The following is a 23668-nucleotide window of genomic DNA, read 5'->3' on the forward strand; positions in this document are numbered from 1 at the left end:
TGCCAGGGTCCGCTCAGCCCTCCAGTTCAGCCCAGCGCTCGACCAGCGCATCAAGCTCAGCCTGCAACTGTTCGAGCTTGGCCAGCACCTGCGAAGTTTCAGCAATCGGCCGCTGATAGAAGTCCGAAGCCCCCACCTGCGCCTGCAGCACAGCCATCTTCTGCTCCAGTGCATCGATCTGCCCAGGCAGCATCTCCAGTTCGCGCTGCAGCTTGTAGCTGAGTTTTTTCTTGCCGCTGTCGGCGGTTTGGGCGACAGCAAGTTCGGGCACGTCAGCCACCTCGACCTTCTCCACCACAGCGCTATTGAGCGCGGACTTGCCGCCCTTGCTCTCGGCCACCCCCAGCAACTTGGGCGAGCCGCCCTGACGAATCCAGTCCTCGTAGCCCCCGACATACTCCCGCACTTTGCCCTGCCCTTCGAACACCAGGGTGCTGGTCACCACATTGTCGAGGAAGGCCCGGTCGTGGCTGACCATGAGCACGGTGCCCTTGAAGTTGGCCAACACCTCTTCGAGCAGCTCCAGGGTTTCCACGTCCAGGTCGTTGGTCGGCTCGTCCAGCACCAGCAAGTTCGCCGGTTTGCTGAACAGCTTGGCCAGCAGCAGCCGTGCGCGTTCGCCGCCAGACAACGCCTTGACCGGCGTGCGCGCACGCTGCGGGCTGAACAGGAAGTCGCCGAGGTAGCTCAGCACATGCCGGTTCTGACCATCGATTTCGATGAAGTCGCGGCCCTCGGCCAGGTTATCGATCACCGTCTTCTCGAGGTCGAGTTGGTGACGCATCTGATCGAAGTAGGCGACCTCCAGCTTGGTGCCGCGCTCGACCTTGCCACTGGTGGGCTCCAGGTCGCCGAGCATGAGCTTGAGCAAGGTGGTCTTGCCAGTGCCGTTGGCGCCGAGCAGGCCAATGCGGTCCTGACGCTGCAGCACCATCGAGAAATCCTTGACCAGCTTGGGGCCTTCGGGATGGGCGAAGCTGACGTTGTCCAGCAGCATCACCTGCTTGCCAGACTTGTCCGCGACCTCGATCTGGATGTTCGCCCGGCCCTGGCGCTCACGACGCTCACCGCGCTCCACGCGCAGCGCCTTGAGGGCGCGCACCCGCCCTTCGTTGCGGGTACGCCGGGCCTTGATGCCCTGGCGGATCCAGACCTCTTCCTGGGCCAGACGCTTGTCGAACAGCGCGTTGGCGGTCTCCTCTGCGGCCAGCGCCGCCTCTTTGTGCACCAGGAAACTGGCGTAGTCGCCGTTCCAATCGATCAGACCGCCACGGTCCAGTTCGAGGATGCGGGTGGCCAGGTTCTGCAGGAAGGAACGGTCGTGGGTAATGAACAGCACGGCACCGTTGAAGCCATTCAGGGCCTCTTCCAGCCAGGCAATGGCGCCGATGTCCAGGTGGTTGGTCGGCTCATCGAGCAGCAGCAGATCGGGCTCGGACACCAGGGCCTGAGCCAGCAGGACACGTCGACGCCAGCCGCCGGACAACTCGGCGAGGGTCTTGTCCGCCGGCAGTTGCAGGCGACTCAGGGTGCTTTCCACGACCTGTTGCAGACGCCAGCCATCGCGGGCCTCGATCTCGTGCTGGACGTGCATCAGCTTGTCCAGGTCGTCGTCGCCCTGGATGTTCTGGCTCAGGTGATGGTATTCGGCGAGCAAGGCGCCAACGCCATCCAGACCCTCGGCCACCACGTCGAACACGCTGCGCTCGTCGGCCACCGGCAGTTCCTGCGGCAGCTCGCCAATTTTCAGCCCGGGGGCACGCCAGATGTCACCTTCGTCGGGTTTTTGCTCACCCTTGACCAGGCGCAGCATGCTGGACTTGCCAGTGCCATTGCGACCGATGATGCACACCCGCTCGCCACGGGCGATCTGCCAGGACACTTTGTCCAGCAGCGGCATGGCACCGAACGCGAGGGACACATCGCTGAATTTGAGCAGGGTCATGATCATCTCCAAAAACCGGGCGCGCATTCTACCTGACTTTTGCCCTGCCTTGGCCGGTGCATGCAGCGGTGTGCTGGCGCAGCGCAGGCTTTGCGACGCGTGGTCGAGGTTCACGATTCGATACAAGCACAGTGCTTTCATCCACGACCGGCAACCGGCTAAGCTAGGAACCAAACGACCTCACCAGTGTTGGCTTCGCCGTCACTTTCTCATGGTTCAACTGCCCGGACGTCTCATGCGCAGCCGCCTGTTCCACTTCGTTTCCTGCCTGGTGCTCAGCGCCGCCACCGCGAGCGCTGCCCACGCCACCGACATCACCCAGCAGCGCCAGTACTACGACGAGGCCAAACGCGCACTCGCCAAGGGCGACAAGGGGCCTTACCTGCGCTATGCCCAAGCCCTGAGCGACTACCCGCTGACCCCTTACCTGGCCTACGATGAACTCACCGCACGGCTGAAGACCGCCAGCAACGAGGAAATCGAGGGTTTTCTCGCAAAGCACGGCGACCTTCCCCAGGCCAACTGGATGAAATTGCGCTGGCTGCGCTGGCTGGCCGAACGCGGCGACTGGAAAACCTTCGCCCGTTATTACGACGCCAAACTCAATTTCACCGAACTGGACTGCCTCAATGGCCAGTACCAACTAGCCAGCGGCCAGCGCGCCGAAGGTTTCGCCACGGCCGAGAAGCTGTGGAATGTCGGCAAGTCGCAACCCGCGACCTGCGATACCTTGTTCGGTCTGTGGGCCGCCGAGGGCCAGCTCACCGAGGCGCGGCGCTGGCAACGGGCCAAATTGGCGGCCGAAGCACGCAACTACAGTCTGGCCAATAACCTGGTACAGACCCTGCCCACGCTCGGCACACAGGGAAAGTTGCTGATCGACGTGGCGCAGAAACCGGAACTGCTCAAGCAACCTTCCCGCTTCCAGCCGGCCAGTGACGCCATGTCCGATGTCGTCAGCCTGGGCCTGCGTCGCCTGGCACGCCAGGATCCGGACCAGGCCATGGCGCTGCTCGACGACTACGCCCAGCGCATGCACTTCTCACGCGATGAAAAAGTCGCCATCGCCCGCGAAATCGGTCTCACCCTCGCCCGCCGCTACGACCCGCGCGCACTCGACCTGATGACCCGCTACGACCCGGAGCTGCGCGACAACACCGTCAGCGAATGGCGCATGCGCCTGCTGCTGCGCTTGGGCCGCTGGGAGGACGCCTACGAACTGAGCCGACGTCTGCCCCAGGACCTGGCCGGTAGCAGCCGCTGGCGCTACTGGCAGGCGCGCAGCCTGGAACTGGCACAACCGAACAACCCGCAGATCCCGCTGCTGTACAAGAACGTGTCGCGTGAGCGCGACTTCTATGGCTTCCTGGCTGCCGATCGGGCACAGACGCCTTACCAGCTCAACAACAAACCGCTGGTGCTGAGCCAGGCCCTGCTGAACAAAGTGCGCAACACGCCCGGCGTGCGCCGCGCCCTGGAATTCCATGCGCGCGGGCAGATCGTCGAGGGGCGGCGCGAGTGGTACCACGTCAGCCGTCACTTCAACCGCGACGAGATGGTCGCCCAGGCGCGCCTGGCTTACGATCTGCGCTGGTACTTCCCGGCCATCCGCACCATCAGCCAGGCCCAGTACTGGGACGATCTGGACATTCGCTTCCCCATGGCCCACCGCGACACCCTGGTGCGCGAAGCCAAGGTCCGCGGCCTGCATTCGAGCTGGGTGTTCGCCATTACCCGCCAGGAAAGCGCGTTCATGGACGACGCCCGCTCGCCCGTGGGTGCCAGCGGCCTGATGCAGTTGATGCCAGGCACCGCCAAGGAGACCGCGCGCAAGTTCAGCATTCCGCTGGCCTCGCCAGCGCAGGTACTGGACCCGGACAAGAATATCCAGTTGGGCGCCGCCTACCTCAGCCAGGTACATGGGCAGTTCAACGGCAACCGGGTGCTGGCATCGGCTGCCTACAACGCCGGCCCGGGCCGCGTGCGGCAGTGGCTCAAAGGCGCCAAGCACTTGAGTTTCGATGTCTGGGTCGAGTCGATTCCATTCGATGAAACCCGTCAGTACGTGCAGAACGTCCTGTCGTACTCGGTCATCTACGGCCAGAAACTCAACGTACCGCAACCGTTGGTGGACTGGCACGAGCGCTACTTCGACGACATGTAAGCCTCACAGCCCTTTCGGAGCCTTCCCACGGCTTTGAAAGGGCCTCATGTCGGACTGGGTTAACCCACGGTTAATCAGCTCGCTCCAGCATGGTGCAATCACTGCACTGCCAAGGCGTCGACATGCGTGTTCTCCTACTGCTTCTGACATTCCTGCTCGCCGGCCCACTTCAGGCCAACCCCTTTGCCCTCAAGTCGGACTTCCTGCCGGTGGACCAGGCCTTCGTGCTCACCCACGACCGTCTACCCTCCGGTCAGACGCGCCTGTATTTCCAGATCAAGGACGGCTATTACCTCTACCAGAAGCGCCTGAAGTTCGACGGCATTACGCCTGAGCAACAGCCGCAATTGCCACAGGCACTCAATCATCACGACGAGTTCTTCGGTGACAGCGCGGTGTATCGCACCGAGCTGGAACTGCTGCTGCCTGCCGATGCCAGTGGCTCGCTGCGCCTGGGTTGGCAAGGCTGCGCCGATGCGGGGTTGTGCTACCCACCCCAGACCACGGTAATCGACCTCGGCAATCCGGCGGCTGCGTCGCCATCGACCGTCTCCCTCGACGACCAGGCCAGCGACCAGGCGTTGGCCAGCGGCCTGCAGGACGCCAGCCTGGCCTGGAGCCTGCTGGCCTTCTTCGGCCTGGGCTTGCTGCTGGCTTTTACGCCCTGCTCACTGCCGATGCTGCCGATCCTGGCCGGACTGGTCATGGGCAACGGCGCCAGCGCACGGCGCGGAGCAATGCTGGCTGCGGTCTACGTAATGAGCATGGCACTGGTGTACGCCGCGCTGGGCGTGATCGCCGCCCTGCTGGGGGCGAGTGTGCAGGCCTGGCTGCAACAACCCTGGCTGCTGGGTGGCCTGGCCGGGTTGTTCGTGATCCTCGCCCTGCCGATGTTCGGTGCCTTCGAGTTGCAGTTGCCGACCGCCCTGCGCGACCGTCTCGACCGCGCCGGGCGCGGGGCGCGGGGCGGTAATCTGTACGGAGCGGCGCTGCTCGGTGCGCTGTCGGGGCTACTGCTGGGGCCCTGCATGACGGCTCCGCTGGCCGGTGCGCTGCTGTACATCGCGCAGAGCGGCGATGTCGTGCACGGCGCACTGGTGCTGTTCAGCCTGGGGCTGGGCATGGGCGTGCCGCTGCTGTTGCTGGTAACGGTGGGCAACCGCTACCTGCCTCGCCCTGGCGCCTGGATGGATCGGGTCAAGGGGGTATTCGGCTTCGTATTCCTGGCCATGGCCCTGTATACCGTACGCACCTTGCTCCCCAGCCCGCTGCTGCTGGCGCTGGCCGGGGGCTGGTTGATCGCCCTGGCCTGGGCGGCCTGGCCTGGCTTGCAACGCCTGCCTGCACTGCGCGTCTTGCCATTACTGGGTGGACTGTGGGGAGGGTTGCTGCTGGTCGGCGCTGCGGCGGGCGGTGGCGACCTGTGGCAACCCTTGCAGCCCTTCGTCGGCACCCCAGCAGGCACCACGCCCGACACGCATCAGGAGCAAGCCCTCACGCTGGACAACCCTCAAGCGCTGCAGCGTGAACTCGACGCTGCCAAGGCCAATCAGCAATGGGTGTTGATCGATTACTACGCCGACTGGTGCGCTTCCTGCAAAGTGATGGACAAGCAAGTGTTCGCTCGCAATGACGTCCAAACCAGCCTGGACGATGTGCGCATCCTGCGCCTGGATGTCACCGCCGACACCCCGGCCAGCCGCGCATTGTTGCAGCGCTACCAGGTCCCGGGACCACCCACGCTGGTGTGGATCGGCCCGGAGGGCGAGGAACGGCGCCATCGGCGTATCACCGGCGAGGTCGATGCCACCACGTTCCTGCAAAACTGGGCCAGGATCAGGAGTGAAGGATGATGCTGACGATAACCCTGGGGCCGCTGACCATGGCCTTGAATCACCTGCTGCTGCTCATGGCGTTGGGTGTCGCCTGCCTGGTCGGCTGGGCGGTGGCGCGCCGGGGCGGGGAGAATCCGGAATCGGCGCTGTTCAATGTGTTCCTGATCGGCGTGCTGTGCGCCCGCCTTGGCTTCGTCCTCCAGTACTGGGCCATGTACCGCGACGATCCGCTGCAGATCATCGACATTCGCGATGGCGGCTTTCAGCTCTGGGGCGGGCTGCTCGGAATCGTCGCCGCCACGCTCTGGCAGGGCCTGCGCCGGCCTGCCCTACGCCGCCCACTCAGCTGGGCACTGTTCAGCGGCGCGCTGTTCTGGGGGTTGGCGAGTCTGGGCAGCCATCTGTACAGCAAAGGCACCGAGTTGCCGGATCTGGCCCTGCGTAACGCCAGCGGCGAGGCGGTGGCGCTGCACAGCTATCGCGGCAAGCCTCTGGTGATCAACCTCTGGGCCACGTGGTGCCCGCCCTGCCGCAGAGAAATGCCGGTGCTGCAACAGGCGCAGAGCGACCATCCCGAGGTGACCTTCCTGTTCGTCAACCAGGGCGAAACGGTCGAGAGCGTCAGCACCTTTCTCGCCACTACCGGGCTGAGCCTGCAACATGTGTTGTTCGATGGTGCCGGACAACTGGCCCAACAGGTGGGCTCGATGGCCCTGCCCACTACCCTGTTCTACGACGCGCACGGTCGCCTGGCTGGCAGCCATCTGGGCGAATTGTCGCGCGCCAGCCTGCTCAACGGCCTTACCACACTCGAACGGCCCGCCAAACCCGACGCTTCCCCTGCACGAGGACAATGACATGCGAATGACCGCTTTGCTGACTTTGATGGTGGCCCTGTTTGCCGCGCCGTTGACCCAGGCCGAATCCTGGCCCGAGCCCATCCGCCAGATGGAGGCCAAGGGTGCGGTGATCAAAGGCAGCTTCGATGCGCCCGACGGCCTGCGTGGCTACGCCGCCGAATACCACAACAACGGCATCGCCTTGTACCTGACGCCCGATGGCAAACACGTGCTGGTCGGCAGCCTGTTCGACGAGCAGGGCCAGGACCTGAGCGCCGAACCGCTGGAAAAGCTGGTCTACGCCCCGATGAGCAAGGCTATCTGGGCGAAGCTGGAGAACGCCGCCTGGATCGCCGATGGAAAGGCCGACGCACCCCGCACCGTCTACCTGTTCAGCGACCCGAACTGCCCCTACTGCAACATGTTCTGGGAACAGGCTCGGCCATGGGTCGCCTCGGGCAAGGTGCAACTGCGCCATATCATGGTCGGCATCATTCGGCCGGACAGCCCAGGCAAATCCGCCGCACTGCTGGCCGCCAAGGACCCGGCCAAGGCCCTGCAGGCGCATGAGAGCGCCGGTAAGGCGAGCACGCTGAAGCCGCTGGAAAGCATTCCTGAGTCGGTTCAAGCGCAGCTCACCGCCAATCAGGCGCTAATGGAGGACCTGGGACTGGGCGCAACACCCGCGATCTTCTACCGCGACGAGCAAGGGCAACTGCAGAGTCAACAAGGCGCTCCGCGCCCGGAAATGCTGGGCAAGATCCTCGGCAAGCGTTGACCTGATAGATTTGCCAGGTGCGCGGCCACAGGCATTTTCCTAGACTCGCTGCACTGCACGGTCGTGGCCACGCGACCGCTGGGCCTTGAGGCGTAAATAAAGGAAAAGCTGATGTCGGATCGCGAAACGGCGCGCCTGCATGCCGACACGCCGCAGCTCAGCGTCAGATCTTCGACAGGTGCGCAGGCGGCGAGTCTGCGCTTGTTGCGCCAGTCGCACGCTGACACGCCCAGGACCCTGCGCCATCGCACGCACACCGATGAAATCAGCCGCACGGTCCGTGAGTTCGGACCACGGCCCTTGCGCACCTCGGAGGGAGCGCCCACGCTGGCCGACGCCGCCGTCTACTTTGGCCTGGGCGGCCGACCGCTGGCCCTGCACAGTGTCGATGGCGATACGTCGCTAGCGCTCGTCGATGGTGCCGGGCGCCCGCTGTGGACCTGCAATGCCCAGGGCACACGTCACTGGCACGATTATGAGCGCCCCGAACAAGGCGCGCGACGCCACGCGCTGTTCGAGCAAGCGGCGGCGGGCTTGCCGCGCATGCGCGAACGCTTGATTTATGCACCGGTGACCGACGCTCAACGCGCACGCAACAGGGCCGGCGCCGTCATGGAGCATTTCGACGATGCCGGACTAACCCGTACTGTCGCGCTGGCGCTCACCGGACAGCCGCTGGAGCAGCGGCAGTGCCTGTTGCAGGTGCAACTGGATCAGCCTGACTGGACCGAGGGCCCTGAAGACGATCTCGAGACCGATGTGCATACCGCCCTCTGCGATTACGATGCCACCGGCGAACTGCTCAACCGCACCGACGCCGTCGGCCTGACACGCTCTATCGAGCGCGATATCAGCGGCGCTGTCTGTCGCACCTGCCTACGGCAAGGCGATCGGGAAGCTCTGGCACTGGCCGACGCTACGCGCAGGGCGGACGGCAAGGTGGTAAGGCACGAGTCAGGCAACGGCGTGGTCGATCACTATCGTTACTCGCCGTTGGACCACCGCCTGATCCAGCACCGTACTGCACGCCCGGCCGACCACCCGCTCGGCTATCTGCTGATCAGCGACTTGCATTACCGCTACGACCCGGTCGGTAATCTGCTCGAGCTGGACGATCAGGGCGCTGATCCGCAATGGCATGGCAATCAGCGCACAGACGGTCTGCGCGAGTATGCCTACGACACCTTGTACCGCCTGATCGATGCCAGCGGCCGCGAGCGCACCCCCGTGGCAGGTTACAGGTCACCGGCCTTCGGCGCCGCCGACCATCAAGGTGGCAGCGTCTGGACCCCCTACCGGGAGCACTACGTCTACGACGACGGCGACAACCTGACCACCCTCGATCACAACGGCGGCAGCGGCCAGCGCTCCCGCCAGTTGCGTGTCTCGACGCATAGCAACCGGGCGCTGCCCGAAGGGCACGGGCTCACCCCCGACACCGGCTTCTTCGCAGGCGGCTTGCAGAGGCAGATGGCTGATGGCAGGGCGCTGACCTGGCGCGCCGATAACCAGTTGGCCGAGGTCACGCTGGTGACCCGCGCCCGCGAAGCGATGGATGATCGCGAACAGTACCGCTACGCCGATGGAGGCACCCGACGGCGCAAGATCAACACCGTGCAAGTGGCCGGTGCCGCGCAGATCACTGTGACCACTTACCTCGACGGCTGCGAGTTGCGCATCAGAACACGCGATGGCCAGCCCGCGACGCAACGCCATGTGCTGATCAGCGAAACCGACGGGGTGCGCTGGATACAGGATCGGGTGCACGGCAAGACCTACCTGCGCTACGCCTTCACCGATCATCTGGGTAGCAGCATGGGCGAGACGGACGAGGCCGGCAACATCGTATCTCGCGAAGAATTCACGCCCTACGGTGAGAGTGCTGGCGTGGATGAGCCAGCAGCGGAAGTCGATGGACTGAGGCGGCGTACCCAGCGCCATGCAGGCAAGGAGCTCGACGCCAGTGGGCTTTACTACTACGGCTGGCGCTATTACCAACCGGGCTCGTGTCGATGGTTGAGCGCCGATCCGGGCGGCCTGGTGGACGGGGTGAATCTGTTCCGCATGGCGAGAAGCAATCCGCTGCGCTACTCGGATGTCACCGGCATGGCGCCCTTTGACGACTTTGGCAGCGCGATGGACTACGTCTTTGATCTAGCAAATCTGATTATCTTGTTTGGATTGTTAGGCGCTGATCTCTGGGAGCTATCTAGCCTCAATCGCAGAGAACGCCTGCTAGGGGGCGGGCCGGGGGCAGACGAGCCCCCTGAAAGACCGATCAGACAATACTTCAACGGATGGGTGGGCAAACTGCGCTTCGTGTTGCTCGTGATGAGGCCGATCATCATTGCCCTCAGCTTGTTCATCTTCGTCACCTCTTCGAGCAACGGATCACCCCCGGCTAATGTCTGGCTCACCAGGCTAAATACCTTTCTAGGTACCTCCAGAGGCGGGATAGCACTCGCTGAATCTATCGGCTCTACTCAGGAGAGTAACGCGTCGGCCGCCGCACTTGGTCCCCTCGGAAGCATTCACTCGACTTCGACCGAGTGGAACCTGCAACTTGAGCAGGACAGCAACGGGGGGATACCACTACAAGAGGTCTCCATGAGCGGATCAGGGTCACTAAGGCAGTCGATGGAAAGTCAGCCAGGCCACCTGCACGGCTCTGCGTCGCCGAGTAGCAGTCGTGTGGCCAGAACCGATGAACAGCCGTTTTACCACCCCCCTGGGGGTTCCGAGCAGTCGACCCTGAACGGGAGGACTTCATCGGACGTGACGAACTTTACGCGTCGTTACAGTGGGTCAGATTTCGTAGAAATCGATTTGAGCGATCCGCCCTCGCCAGACGGTGAAGCCAACGTCACGCCACAAAACTCCTGGTTGCATAGGCAGTTCGCACACAATCGATCAATTAATCGCCCCTTTCAAAAATACGGATCAGGCAACGCTCGGCGGTCATGATATCGAGCGCCAAGCGCGCACCACGAACGAGATCAACCTGCCCGAGCGCTACCTCACGCCCCCTCCAACATCGCCATCAAATCACTCAATCGATCCACCTTGGCCTCATCCAGCGCACTGTCGCGCACCCCTTCGACGTACTGCGCCAATGCCTCCACCGTGCTGCACTCGAACATCGCCCGCAGCGGCACGTTGAGTTGCAGACGCTTCTGCACCCGCGAGGCGATCTGCGTGGCCAGCAGCGAGTGCCCGCCCAGCTCGAAGAAATTGTCCTGTACCCCGACCCGCTCGACCTTGAGCACTTCGACCCAGATGTCGGCCAAGGTCTGCTCCAGCTCATTTCGCGGCGCCAGATAGTCTTGCTGGTGCTGACCACCGATCTCGATGGCCGGCAGCGCCTTGCGGTCGAGCTTGCCGTTGGCGTTGTGCGGCAGGCTGTCGAACCAGCCCCAGTGCAGCGGCACCATGTACTCGGGCAGTTCGGCGCGCAGGCGCTGCTTGAGCTGGTCGAGCAGCGCGGTATCGGTCGACACGCCCTGATGCGCCACCAGGTAGCCCACCAGATGCTTGCCGTTGACACCCTCCTGCACGCCGACCGCGACGTCGCGCAGTTCAGGTTGCTCGTGCAGACGTGCTTCGATCTCACCCAGTTCGATGCGGTAGCCGCGAATCTTCACTTGATGATCGATGCGTCCGACATATTCGAGCACGCCATCGGCGCGCCGCCGTGCCAGGTCGCCGGTGCGATACAGGCGTTCGCCCGGCGCGCCGTGTGGGTGCGGGATGAAGGCCAAGGCCGTGCGGGCCGGATCGCCGACATAGCCACGACCGACCCCCGTGCCGGCCACGCACAGCTCGCCCACCGCACCCAGCGCTACCAGGGTCTGCTCCTCACCATAGAGGTACAGGCGGTTGTTGTCGGTCGGCGTGCCGATGGGCAGGTAGCTGCCGCGGGTCGATTCGACATCGACGCGGAAGAACGCCACATCGTCCGAGCACTCTGCCGGACCGTAAGCGTTGACCAGACCGATCCCTGGATACCGCGCCAGCCACTGCGCTGCCAGCTCCGGCGGCATCGCTTCGCCCGTAGGCAGCATCCAGCGCAGGCCATCCAGCGCTTGATGATCGTTGGCCAGCATGCCCTGGATCAGCGACGGCACACTTTCCAACACGGTGATGCCGCGTGACTGCACGTGCGCCAGCAAACCTTGCGGGTCGTGGGCGATGGCATTGGGCACGATCTCGACGCAGGCGCCGAACAGCGGCGCGGCGAGGAACTGCCATACCGAGATGTCGAAGCTCTGCGACGCGGTCTGCGCGATCACGTCGTGCTCGTCCAGGGCCAGGCAAGGCACCTTGCTCAGTTGGTTGTTGAGCATGCCGCGCTGCTCGACCATCACCCCCTTGGGCATGCCGGTGGAGCCGGAGGTGTAAATGACGTAGGCGAGGTTGTCCGGTCCGCTGTAGAGACCTGGATCGTGACTGGCCACCTGACCGGCCTGGACCTCTTCCCACACCAGCAGCTGTGGTCGCGTCACGCTGCCCAGTTCATCGAGCAACTGGCGCGCCTGCTCGGCGCAGGCGGCGCTGCACACCAGCACCGGCGTGCGGCTCAGTTCGACGATGCGCTGCAAGCGGACCGACGGCAGGCCCGGATCCAGCGGCAGGTAACCGGCCCCGGCCTTGAAGCTGCCAACGATCATCCCCAGCAGCGGCAAGCCGCGTTCGGCCAGCAGCGCGACCGGCTGATCGATGCCCACGCCAATCGCCTGAAGCGCGTGCCCCAGGCGGTTGGCTGCCAGATTCAGCCCAGCATAGTCGTAGGACGCTTCCAGGCAGCGCGCGACCGTGCGCTGCGGATGCGCCGCCACCCGCGCCTCGAACAGCGCCACATAGCTCTGCTCCAGCGTGTAGGCATGCTCGGTACGGTTGCAGTCCTCGAGCAGGAAGCGCTGTTCTTCGGCGCCGAGCAGCGGCAAGGCCTCCATCTGACCATCGAAGCCCTCGACCAGCGCCAGCAGCAGCCGCTTGAACTCGGCCAGCAGGCGCTCGACGGTGGCGTGATCGAAGTAACGCTGGTCGAACGACAGGTGCAGCCCCAGGTCGTCGCCCGGATAGCACACCGCCGTCAGCGGGAAGTTGGTGTGGGTGCGACCGGAATCGGAACTGGCATTGAAGTGCTGGGCATGATCGAGTACGGCGGTCTCGACCGGCGCGTTCTCGAACACGAACAGGCTGTCGAACAGCGGCTGGCCCTTGGGCAGCGCACTGCACTCCTGGATGGCAACCAACGGCAAGTACTCGTATTCGCGCAGTTGCATGTTGCGTTCGAGCAGCCCTTGCAGCCACTGGCGCACGCTCAGGCGCTCGCCGGCAGCGGGCAACTGCACGCGCAAGGCGATGCTGTTGATGAACAGCCCGACCGTGCGCTGCATCTGCGGCAAGCTCACCGGACGACCGGCCACGGTCACCCCGAACAGCACGTCGCGCTCACCGCTGTAGCGCGCCAGCACCAGCGCCCAGGCGGCCTGAGCGAAGGTGTTGACGGTCAACTGGTGGGCCTGGGCCAGTTCGCGCAGACGCGCTCCTTCACTGGCCTGCAGGCGGGTGTAGCAATCACCGACGAGCATGCCGTCACCGGCGTGGTCATGGCGCAGCGGACGGTCGCTGGGGATGGCCGTGGCCCGCTCGAAACCGGCCAGGTTGGCCTGCCACCAGCGACGCGCCTCGTCCAGGTCCTGACGCTGCAGCCAGCCGATGTAGTCGCGGTAGCGCGGCGGCACCGGTAACTGCGCCGTACGGCCTTCACCAAGCGCCTGGTAGAGCTCGAAGAAGTCGTTCATCAGCAGCGAGCGGCACCAGGCATCGATGAGGATGTGGTGGTTGCTCATCATGAACCAATAGCGCGCGTCGGCAACCCGCACCAGGCGCAGATGGAACGGCGCCTCGCGCAGCAACTCGAAACCCGCTTCGCGTTCCTGCTGGTGCAGGGCTTGCAGGCGCGCTTCCTGGGCGGCGTCGTCCAGGTCGCGCCAGTCCTGGTAGTCCAGTGGCGTGTTGCCGGGTTTGTGGATGATCTGCAGCATCGCTTCACCGGCGTTCCAGCTGAACGACGCGCGCAGCGCCTCGTGCCGTGCGACCACGGCCTGCCAGGCCTGGGCGAAACGCGCCGGGTCCAGCTCGCTGTTGATGCGGTAGCGATCCTGCATGTAGTAAATGCCAGTGCCCGGTTCGAGCAAGGTGTGCAACAGCAGCCCCTCCTGCATGGGCGTCAGCGGATAGACATCTTCGATGTCCGCGGCAGGCACCGGCAGCGCGTCGATCTGTTCCTGGGTCAGGCGAGCCAATGGGAAGTCCGACGGCGTGAAGCTGCCATGGCCTTCGACCAGGCAATGCTCGACCAGCGCCAGCAGTTCCTCACGGTAGGCCTCGGCCAGCGCGGCGATGCTGGCCTCGTCGTAGCGTTCGCGGCTGAAGGTCCAGCGCAACTGCAAGGCGCCGCCATAGACCTGGCCGTCGACACTCAGCCAGTTCGGCAGTGGTGCCTCCAGGTCATGGGCCAAGCCGGCGGGCGCGTCCAGCGGCTGGAACAGTGCGGCGTCATCGAACTGCTGGTCGAACTGCCCCAGGTAGTTGAAGGTAATGCGCGCCTGCGGCAGTGCAGCCATGCGTTCGCGCAGCGGTGCATCGGCCAGGTAGCGCAGCACGCCGAAGCCCAGCCCCTTGTGCGGCACCTGGCGCAGTTGCTCCTTGATCGCCTTGATCGAGGCAGCGCGAGCGCTGTCGTCATCGCCGACCACCGGGCTCAGGCTCAGCGGATAGGCATTGGTGAACCAGCCGACACTGCGGGTCAGGTCGATGTCTTCGAACAGGCCCTCGCGGCCATGGCCTTCGAGTTGCACCAGCGCGTGCGCTTCGCCGCTCCAGCGGCACAGGGTGCGCGCCAGCGCGGTGAGCAGCAGGTCATTGACCTGCGTGCGGTAGGCCGCAGGCGCCTGTTGAAGCAGTTGGCGGGTCTGCTCGCGGTCCAGGGCGATCGCCAGGGTACGGGCATGTCGGTGCAGGTTGCCGCCCTGTGGGTGATCGCACGGCAGTTCGCGCACCACGCCGCTCAACTGGGCGTCCCACCAGTCCAGCTCGTCACGCAGCGAATCGCTGCCGGCGTAATGGCTCAGACGGGCAGCCCAGTCGCCCGGCGCATGGGTCTTGGCCGGCACACGGTGACCCCGGTACAGCGTCTGCAGGTCTTCGAGCAGCACACGCCAGGACACACCATCGACCACCAGGTGGTGGATCGCCAGCAGCAGCCGTTGCTGTCCGGCGTCATCGGTGAGCAGCAGACCGCGCAGCAGCGGCCCTGCGGTCAGGTCCAGGCTGCGCTGGGCGTCGTCGTACAGCGCCTGGCAATCGGCGAAATCGGCTACTGTTGCCGTCCACAGCAGCGGTTCAGTGCTGGCAGCGGCGTACTCGCCCTGCCATTGCCCCTGCGCTTGGGTGAAGCGCAGGCGCAGGCTGTCGTGGTGCTGCACCAGCGCGGCCAGCGCCGCTTCGAGACGCTCGGCCTGCAACGGCTGGCGCACTTCGAGCAGCAGCGCCTGGTTCCAGTGCTGCGGTTGCGGCACGTCGCTGTCGAAGAACCAGTGCTGGATCGGGGTCAGGCCAATACGGCCCTGGCGAGCGCCCTGCTCCACCTGGGTCGGCGCCGTGCCCTCGGTGACGACCTCGGCCAGGGCCAGGATGGTCTGGTGCTGGAACAGGTCGCGCGGAGTGAATTGCAAGCCCAATTGGCGGGCGCGGCTGACCACCTGGATCGACAGGATCGAATCGCCGCCCAGCTCGAAGAAGTTGTCCTGCACACCGACGCGGGAGACGTTCAACACCTCGCGCCAGACCTGTGCCAATTGCACTTGCCGCGCGGTGGTCGGCGCCAGGTAATGCTGCCCGGCCTGTTCCAGGTCAGGCGCCGGCAGCGCGCGACGGTCGAGCTTGCCGTTGCCCATCAGCGGCAGGCGCTCCAGCAGCACCAGGTGCGCGGGCACCATGTAGTCCGGCAGGTGCTGGCGAGCCTGCACCTTCACGGTTTCGCGCAGGTGCGCCTGGGCTTCACTGCCCGCCGTGGCCTGCGGGCAGACCAGGTAGCCGACCAACTGCTTGCCACCGGGCAGGTCGAGGGCCAGGACAACCGCCTGCTCGACGTCGGGATGACTTTGCAGGCAGCTTTCGATCTCGCCCAACTCGATGCGGAAACCGCGGATCTTCACCTGCTGGTCGGCGCGACCGATGTACTCCACCAGGCCGTCGGCGCCCAGGCGCACCAGATCGCCGGTGCGATACAGGCGTCCACCGTGATGGCTGAACGGGTCGGCCACGAAACGCTCGGCCGTGAGCCCCGCACGGTCGTGGTAGCCCTGGGCAAGCCCGGCGCCGCCGATGTACAACTCGCCGATACCGCCTTGGGGCAACAGCGCCAGGTCTTCGTCGAGGATATACCCGGTACGCGCACCGACCACACGACCGATCGGCACGCTGCCGGCATCGCTGGGCACTGTCTGCGGCGCCAGGCAAGCCAGCGGCATGACGACCGTCTCGGTGGGGCCATAGGCATTGAACACCTGCTGCGGCACGAAGGCCTGGCGAATACGCTGCAGGTGCTCGCCGGTCAGCGCCTCGCCACCGGTGATCACCAGCCGCACCGGTAGCGCCTCGCCACGGCTGGCGAGGAACTGCGCCAGTTGGCTGCCATAGCTCGGGGTGAAGCCCAGAATGCTCACCCGCTGCTCGCGCGCCAGTTCGCAGATCTCCTCGGCGCCCCACTGCCCTTGTGCACGCAGCACCACCCGGGCGCCGCACAACAGCGGCGTCAGCAGGCGCTCGGTGGCCGCGTCGAAGTTGATCGAATAGAAGTGCAACTCGCAGTCGTCGCTGCGCATGCCGAAGTCGGCGATCACCGCCTGGCAGTGCATGGCGATCTCGCCGTGGCTGACCACCACGCCCTTGGGCTGGCCGGTGGAGCCCGAGGTGTAGATCAGGTAGGCCGAGTGCTGCGCCAGGTTGAGGTTGTCCAGCGCAGCGTCGCTGTGGGCGGACAGCGACGCCGCATCGTCTTCCAGGCTCCAGGTGACCACGCCTTCGGGCAGCTTGCCGAGGGTAAGGAGCAAGTCGCGCGAGGCGATCAGCAGGCCCAGGCGACTGTCCTGGATCATGTAGTGCAAGCGCTCGAGGGGGTATTCCGGGTCCAGCGGCACATAGGCGCCACCGGCCTTGAGAATCGCCAGCAGCCCCACCACCATCTCCAGCGAGCGCTCCAGCGCCAGGCCGACGCGCACCTGCGGCCCCACCCCACGCTCACGCAAGGCCCGCGCCAGGCGGTTGGCCTGCTGGTCGAGCTCGGCATAGCTCAGGTGCCGACCGGCGAAGGTCAGCGCCAACGCCTGGGGCGCACGCGCGACCTGGGCGGCGAACAAGCCATGCAGCGTTTGGTCGAGGTCGAAGTCCTGCTCGCCTTGCAACTGACCGATCAGCACCTGCTGCTCGGCGTCCGTCAGCATCGGCAACTGACACAGGCGCTGCCGGTCATCGTCGAGCAGCCCGCTCAACAAGTGCTGCAAGTGCTCGGCCATGCGCGCGATGCGTGGTTGGTCGAACAGGTCATGGCTGTAGGTGAAGCAGCAGCCCAGACGACCGTCCAGGTCGGTGACTTCCAGGTACAGGTCGAACTTGGTGGCGCTGGCATCGTTGACCAGATAGTCCACCTGCATGCCGGCCAGGCTGCGGCTTTGCTGGAAGGCCCAGCGCTGGACGTTGCACATCACCTGGAACAGCGGGTTGTAGGCGCTGCTGCGCGGCGGCTGCAGGGCTTCGACCAACTGGTCGAACGGCAAGTCCTGGTGCGACTGGCCGTCGATGACAGTCTGGCGCACCTGGTCGAGCAGTTCGGCAGCGCTCATCTGCCCGTCCAGCTCGCAACGCAGCACCTGGGTGTTGAGGAAGGCGCCGATCAGCCCTTCGCTTTCCGGGCGGATACGGTTGGCCACCGGCGCGCCGATGCGCAGGTCGCGCTGACCGCTGTAGCGGTGCAGCAACACGGCCAGGGTCGCCGTCATGGTCATGAACATCGTCAGCCCGCGCTGGCTGTTGAAGGCATGCACCCGCTCGACCAGTGCCGGGTCGAGGTCGAAGCGGTACAGCCCGCCGCGATGACTTTGCACCGCCGGCCGCGGACGATCGGCGGGCAGCGCCAGCACGGGGTGCTCGTCGCCCAGACGGTCTTTCCAATAGGCCAACTGACGCGCGCCCTCACCGGCGTCCAGCCACTGCCGCTGCCACAGGCTGTAGTCCAGGTACTGCACCGGTAGCGGCGCCAGGGGCGATTCGCGCTCGTCGACGAAGGCTTCGTAGAGCTCACCCAGTTCGCGGGCGAAGATGTCCATCGCCCAGCCCTCGGTGACGATATGGTGCAGGGTCAGGACGAAGTAGTGCTCGCGCGCCTCGGTCTTGACCAGGCACGCTCGCAGCAGCGGGCCACGCTCCAGATCGAAGGGCTGGTGCGCCTGCTCGTCGGCCAGTCGCTGCAAGCGCGGTTGACGACTGTTCGCCGGCAGCGCGCTGAAGTCCTGCCACTGCAGGCGCAGGCCGGCGTCATCGGCCACGCACTGGTAAGGCTTGCCGTCGATGCTGGGGAAGGTGGTGCGCAGGGTTTCGTGACGCGCGACCAGCGCCTGCAAGGCCCGCTCGAAGGCGTCCACATGCAAGGCTCCGCGCAGGCGCGCCATGCCGCCGACGTTGTACGCGGGGCTGTCCGGCTCCATCTGCCAGAGGAACCACATGCGCTGCTGGGAGTACGACAGCGGCACGGCCTGGCGGCGATCGACACGGGCGATCGGCCCCTGCAGGTTGCGTCCGCCTGCGGCCTGGATGCGCGCGATCTCGGCGCAGAACGCACCCAGCTCGCTGGCCTCGAACAGGCTCTTGAGCGGCAGCTCGACATCGCAGGCTTGGCGGCAGCGCGAGACGATCTGGGTGGCCAGCAGCGAATGGCCGCCGAGGGCGAAAAAGTCGTCCTGCAGACCGACCTGCGGCAGGTTCAGCACTTCGCGCCAGACCGCCGCCACTTGCCGTTGCAGTGCGCTGTGCGGCTCGACGTGCGCGTGCTGCTGCCAGACCGGCGCCGGCAGGGCCCGCCGGTCGATCTTGCCGCTCGGCCCCAGCGGCATCTGCGCCAGGTGGATCAATTGGGCCGGCACCATGTACGCCGGCAGGTGCTGACTCAGGTGGGCCAGCAGCGCGTCACTGCATTCGACACCACTGTAGTAACCGATCAGTTGCGCGCCGACGGCATCCTGCTGAATCAACACCAGCGCCTGATCCACGCCGGTCTGGGCCAGCAACCGTGCCTGCACCTCCTCAGGCTCGACGCGGAACCCGCGTACCTTCACCTGCTGATCGAGGCGTCCGAGGTAGTCCAGCGCGCCACTGTCCAGCCGCCAGCGGGCGCGGTCGCCGCTGCGGTACAGGCGCTGGCCATCGCCATCGGGTTGGGGCACGAAGCGCTCGGCGGTCAGCCCTGGACGGCCCAGGTAGCCGCGGGCCAGGCCTGCGCCGCCCAGGCACAACTCGCCCGGCACGCCGAGGGCGGTCGGCTCGAACTGATCGTCCAGCACCCGGCACAGCACATTGCCCAACGGCCGACCGATGGGTGAGCGCTCGCCGTCTTCGCGCCGACTGTGCCAGTGAGTGACGTTGATGGCGGTCTCGGTCGGCCCATAGCGGTTATGCACCTGCACCTGTGGCAACAGCGCCAGGGCACGGTCACGCAGGCTGGCGGGCAATGCCTCGCCCCCGGAGAACAACCGGCGCAGAGAGGTGCAGCCGGCCGCCAGAGGTTCCTGAACGAACACCTGCAACAGCGGCGGCACGAAGTGCAGCGTGGTCACCCCATGCTGCTGCACCAGCTCGGCGATACGGCGAGGGTCGCGGTGCTCGCCGGGGCCGGCCAGCACCAGACGGCAGCCCGTGACCAGCGGCCAGAAGCATTCCCACACCGACACGTCGAAACTGATCGGCGCCTTCTGCATCAGCACATCGCTGGCATCGAGGGCGTAGGTGGCCTGCATCCAGCCCAGCCGTTCGGCCAGCGCTGCATGGGTATTGCCCACACCCTTGGGGCGACCGGTGGAACCGGAGGTATAGATGACGTAGGCCAGATGCTCGCCTTCCAGGTGCAGACCCGGCGCCTGGTTCGGCCAGTTGTCCAGGTGCAACTGGTCCAGGGCGATGGTGCTGACGCCGTCCACCTGCGGCAGGCGTTCGCGCAGATGACTCTGGCTCAGCAGCAGACTCGCGCCGCAATCGGCCAGCATGTAGGCCAGGCGTTCGGCCGGGTAATCGACGTCAAGCGGTACGTAGGCACCGCCAGCCTTGAGGATCGCCAGCAGACCGATCAGCAACTGCGGCGAGCGCTCCACAGCGATGGCCACGCAGGTGTCGGGGCCGACGCCTTTGTCGCGCAGGTAATGGGCCAGGCGGTTGGCCTGCTGGTGCAGGCTGGCGTAGTCCAGTTCACCGCCCTCCCAGACCAGGGCAATGCGCTCGGGGGTCAGGCGGGCCTGTTCGTTGAGTCGTTCGACCAACAGAGCAGCCGGCGCTTGGCACGGCGCCTGCCCCCAGGCGAGCAGTTGGGCGTTGGCGGCCTCGTCGAGCAGACGCACCTCGCCGATGGGCAGGCTTGGCTGGGCACACACCTGTTCCAGCAGCGCCAGCAGGTGCTGCGCCAGACGCTCGACGGTACTCGCGTCGAACAGCTCGGCAGCGTAGTCGAAGGCCAGCGACAGGCGGCCTTGGTGGTCCTGTTCGCTGTGCAACTGCAGGTCGAACTTGGCCTCGCGGCTGTGCCAGGGCAACTCATCGGCGAGCAGGCCAGGCAGACGACGCAGGGCCGACAGATCGCGCTGCTGGTGATTGAACATGACCTGGAACAGGCCCTGCTCGCGGGCCTGAGGCAATGCTTCGAGCAGTTGCTCGAACGGCAGATCCTGATTGGCCTGGGCATCGAGGGTGCGGGTGCGGACCTGCGCCAGCAACTGGTCGAATGCGGTGCGCCCATCGAGCTCGGCGCGCAGCACCTGGGTGTTGATGAAGAAGCCGACCAGGCCCTGGGTATCCAGGCGTGGACGGTTGGCATTGGGCACTCCGACGCGGATGTCGGTTTGCCCGGTGTAGCGCTGCAGCAGCGCCTGCCAGCCGGCCAGCAGCACCATGAACAGGCTCGCCTGATGATCGCGCCCCAGGCCTTCGAGCGCCTGGGCCAGCGCATTGGGCACCTTCACATTCAAGCGCGCGGCACGCTGTTCACGTTGCGCCGAGCGGGGATGGTCGGTGCACAGGTCGAGCACCGGCGGCTGTTCGCCCAACTGCTCGGTCCAGAACTGCAACTGACGTGCGCCCTCGCCTTGCGCCAGCCACTGGCGCTGCCAGGTGCCGTAGTCGGCATAACCCAGGGGCAAGGGCGCCAGGTGCACGGGTTGACCCTGGCAGTGACCCGCGTACAGGCGGGCGAACTCGTCGAGCAGGATATTCAACGACCAGCCATCGGCGACGATGTGGTGCAAGGTTACCCAGAGCTGATGCTCGTCGTCGGCCAGGCGCACCAGGGTCACCCGCAGCAGCGGGCCTCGACCCAGGTCGAAGGGCTGAACGGCCTCGTGCTCCCGACGGCTGGCCACTTCACTGGCCGGCAGCCCTTCACAGTCCAGATGCTGCAGGCTGAACTCGACCTGTGGCTGCACCTGCTGCAACGCCTGGCCATCGACTTCGCTGAAGCGCGTGCGCAGTGCTTCGTGACGGTTGACCAGCGCCTGGAAGCTCGCCTGCACGGCAGCCGGATCCAGCTCGCCACGCAGGCGCAGCCCGGCCGGGATGTTGTAGGCCGCCGACTCGGGCGCCAGTTGCCACAGCAACCACAAGCGGTTCTGCGCCAGCGACTGCGGCAGGGGCTGGGCGCGGTCGAGGGCGGCAATGGCGCCGCTGCCCTGCTCGCCGGACGCCAGCAGCGCCGCCACCGTTGCGCTGTAGTCAGCCAGCAACGGGGCTTCGAACAGGGTCCGCAGACTCAGCGTCACGCCCAGTTCCTCGGACAGCCGCGCCGTGACCTGGGTGGCCGCGATGGAGTTGCCGCCCAGCAGCAGGAAATGATCATCCGCCGCGACCGACTCGACGCCCAACTGTTCGCGCCACACCTCAGCGATGCGGGCGTGTAGGGTGTCGAGGGTCGCTGCTGGTGTGCTCGCAGTCGGCGTGTCCGGGAAGCGGGCGTAGCAATCCAGGCTGCCGTCGTGCAGGCGCTGACGGCACGCCGAACGCTGCAACTTGCCGCTGGAGGTCTTGGGCAGCGCGCCCGGGTTGAGCAGCAACACCACGGCCGGCGCCTGACGGCAGGCGTCGGCGACCACCTGGCGCAGGGTCTTGATCAACACCTCAGGCGCCAGGGCCTTCTGCACGTTGCGGCTGATCTCTACCGCTACGCCGATGGCTTCCTCGCCGTTGTCGTCCACCGCGAACACCGCCACCCGGCCTTTGCGCAGTCCCTCGACGGCTGTTTCGAGGGTTTTCTCCAGGTCCTGCGGATAGAGGTTCTGACCGCGCACGATCAGCATGTCCTTCAGGCGTCCGCTGACGAACAGCTCGCCGGCGCGCATGAAACCCAGGTCACCGGTGCGCAGCCAGGTCTGGCCATCCTGCTCGACGAAGGTGCGCGCGCTGGCCTCGGGGTTGCGCCAGTAGCCCTGGGCGATGCTCGGGCCCGTCGCCCAGATTTCGCCCACCTGGCCGTCGTCCAGGAGGGTCAGTTGCTGCGGCTCGACGATACGCACGGCATGACCTGGCTGCGGGTAACCGCAGCTCATCAGCACGCTGCCTGTGCCCGGTTCGGCGCGGTGGGCGGCGAAGGCGTCGGCATCCAGCTCCAATGCCGCGATGCCCTGACCGCGTCGGCTGCCACTGACGAACAGGGTCGCCTCGGCCAGCCCGTAGCTGGCGAAGAAACTGCTCGGCTGGAAACCGCAGGCGGCGAATTTATCGGCGAAGGTTTCGAGGCTGTCCTGGCGAATCGGCTCGGAACCGGAGTAGGCCACCCGCCAGCGACTGAGGTCGAGCCCGGCCAAGGCGGCTTCGCTGACCCGCTCGCAGCACAGGCGATAGGCGAAGTCGGGGCCGCCGCTGATGGTGCCGCCGTAGTCGCTGATCGCCTGCAACCAGCGCAGCGGCCGGGCCAGGAAGTAGCCGGGCGACATCAGCACACAGGGCACACCACTGAAGATCGGCTGCAGCAGACCGCCGATCAGGCCCATGTCGTGGTACAGCGGCAACCAACTGACGATCACGTCATCGGGGTTGAGGTCGATGCCGAAGCCGTGGCGGATCAGTTGTTCGTTGGCAACCAGGTTGCCATGGCTGACCTGCACGCCCTTGGGCAACGCGGTGGAGCCGGAGGTGTACTGGAGGAAGGCGATATCGTCGCTGGACAACGTCGGCGCCTGCCAGGTGGCGGCGAGGTCCGCCGCGAGCGTGTCGACCGCCAGCAGCGCCGGGGCATCCTGCGCGGACAATGCCTCGAGCCCGCGCAGGCTGTCGTACAGGCTCTGCACGGTCAGCAACAGGCGCGGCTGGGCGTCGTCGATGATCGACAGCAGGCGCTGCTGATGATGCTGGCGCGAGGACTCCGGCGGATAGGCCGGCACGGCGATCACCCCGGCGTACAGGCATCCGAAGAACGCCGCGACGTAGTCCGGGCCGCTGGGGAACAGCAGGATCGCCCGGTCGCCCAGGCTCGCGCGGGCCTGCAGCGCCGCCGCGATGGTGCGTGCCCGCAGGTCCAGCTCACGGTAGCTGAGCACCGCCTGGTCGCTCGGATCGTCGGCGAGAAAGCGCAGGGCGATCCGGTCCGGGGTGGCCGCAGCGCGTTGCGCCAGGGCCTGGACCAGCGTGAGCGGGAGTTCGAAGGCGTCCGTCATGGAATGTTCCTGCCAGTGTCTGGGTGGGGCGAGCCGGGCCGGGCCCGGTGCTGGGGGCACGACGGGCGGCGGCAGGCGGCGGCTGGATGTACACAGGGGAACGGATGGGCAGTGGAAATAATTAGAAACGTCGCAA

Annotated in this window: 7 protein-coding genes; 5 read left to right on the plus strand and 2 right to left on the minus strand. The window is 65.9% G+C overall.

From position 1 onward, the window contains the following. Window positions 1-13: 13 nt before the first annotated feature. A complete protein-coding gene (locus NJ69_RS10545; RefSeq protein WP_039578798.1) occupies window positions 14-1945 on the minus strand; it encodes an ATP-binding cassette domain-containing protein in 1932 nt (643 codons plus the stop codon). 235 nt (window positions 1946-2180) lie between these two features. Between NJ69_RS10545 and NJ69_RS10550 the strand changes: the two genes are divergently transcribed. From NJ69_RS10550 to NJ69_RS10570, 5 genes are all read left to right on the plus strand, one after another. Further along, window positions 2181-4109, plus strand: a complete 1929-nt coding sequence (locus NJ69_RS10550; protein WP_039578800.1) for a transglycosylase SLT domain-containing protein — start codon at window positions 2181-2183, stop codon at window positions 4107-4109. A gap of 122 nt (window positions 4110-4231) precedes the next feature. Further along, complete coding sequence (dsbD, locus tag NJ69_RS10555; protein ID WP_039578802.1) at window positions 4232-5962, plus strand: protein-disulfide reductase DsbD; 1731 nt, start codon at window positions 4232-4234, stop codon at window positions 5960-5962. Beyond that, window positions 5962-6801: a TlpA family protein disulfide reductase gene (locus NJ69_RS10560; RefSeq protein ID WP_039583233.1), complete on the plus strand. Its 840-nt coding sequence runs from the start codon at window positions 5962-5964 to the stop codon at window positions 6799-6801. The genes dsbD and NJ69_RS10560 overlap by 1 nt, the downstream gene beginning before the upstream one ends. Before the next feature lies 1 nt (window position 6802). Then, window positions 6803-7561 carry a thiol:disulfide interchange protein DsbG gene (gene dsbG / locus NJ69_RS10565; protein ID WP_029613041.1) on the plus strand — a complete coding sequence of 253 codons (759 nt, stop codon included), beginning with the start codon at window positions 6803-6805 and terminating at the stop codon, window positions 7559-7561. Between the two features lie 111 nt (window positions 7562-7672). After that, on the plus strand, window positions 7673-10525 hold the full coding sequence (locus NJ69_RS10570) for an RHS repeat domain-containing protein (RefSeq protein ID WP_039578804.1): 2853 nt from the start codon (window positions 7673-7675) through the stop codon (window positions 10523-10525). A 53-nt stretch (window positions 10526-10578) separates the two neighbouring features. Here NJ69_RS10570 and NJ69_RS10575 read toward each other — a convergent pair whose 3' ends face one another. After that, the gene (locus NJ69_RS10575) at window positions 10579-23532 is read right to left on the minus strand and encodes a non-ribosomal peptide synthetase (RefSeq protein WP_039578807.1); all 12954 of its coding nucleotides are present in this window, start codon (window positions 23530-23532) and stop codon (window positions 10579-10581) included. Window positions 23533-23668 lie beyond the last annotated feature (136 nt).

The sequence above is a fragment of the Pseudomonas parafulva genome (genome assembly GCF_000800255.1).
Lineage (GTDB): Bacteria > Pseudomonadota > Gammaproteobacteria > Pseudomonadales > Pseudomonadaceae > Aquipseudomonas > Aquipseudomonas boreofloridensis.

What these genes read in the sequence shown, in the direction of transcription:
- NJ69_RS10545 (WP_039578798.1), bottom strand. Translation starts at nt 1,945, where the DNA reads ATGACCCTGCTCAAATTCAGCGATGTGTCCCTCGCGTTCGGTGCCATG.
- NJ69_RS10550 (WP_039578800.1), top strand. Translation starts at nt 2,181, where the DNA reads ATGCGCAGCCGCCTGTTCCACTTCGTTTCCTGCCTGGTGCTCAGCGCC.
- dsbD (WP_039578802.1), top strand. Translation starts at nt 4,232, where the DNA reads ATGCGTGTTCTCCTACTGCTTCTGACATTCCTGCTCGCCGGCCCACTT.
- NJ69_RS10560 (WP_039583233.1), top strand. Translation starts at nt 5,962, where the DNA reads ATGCTGACGATAACCCTGGGGCCGCTGACCATGGCCTTGAATCACCTG.
- dsbG (WP_029613041.1), top strand. Translation starts at nt 6,803, where the DNA reads ATGCGAATGACCGCTTTGCTGACTTTGATGGTGGCCCTGTTTGCCGCG.
- NJ69_RS10570 (WP_039578804.1), top strand. Translation starts at nt 7,673, where the DNA reads ATGTCGGATCGCGAAACGGCGCGCCTGCATGCCGACACGCCGCAGCTC.
- NJ69_RS10575 (WP_039578807.1), bottom strand. Translation starts at nt 23,532, where the DNA reads ATGACGGACGCCTTCGAACTCCCGCTCACGCTGGTCCAGGCCCTGGCG.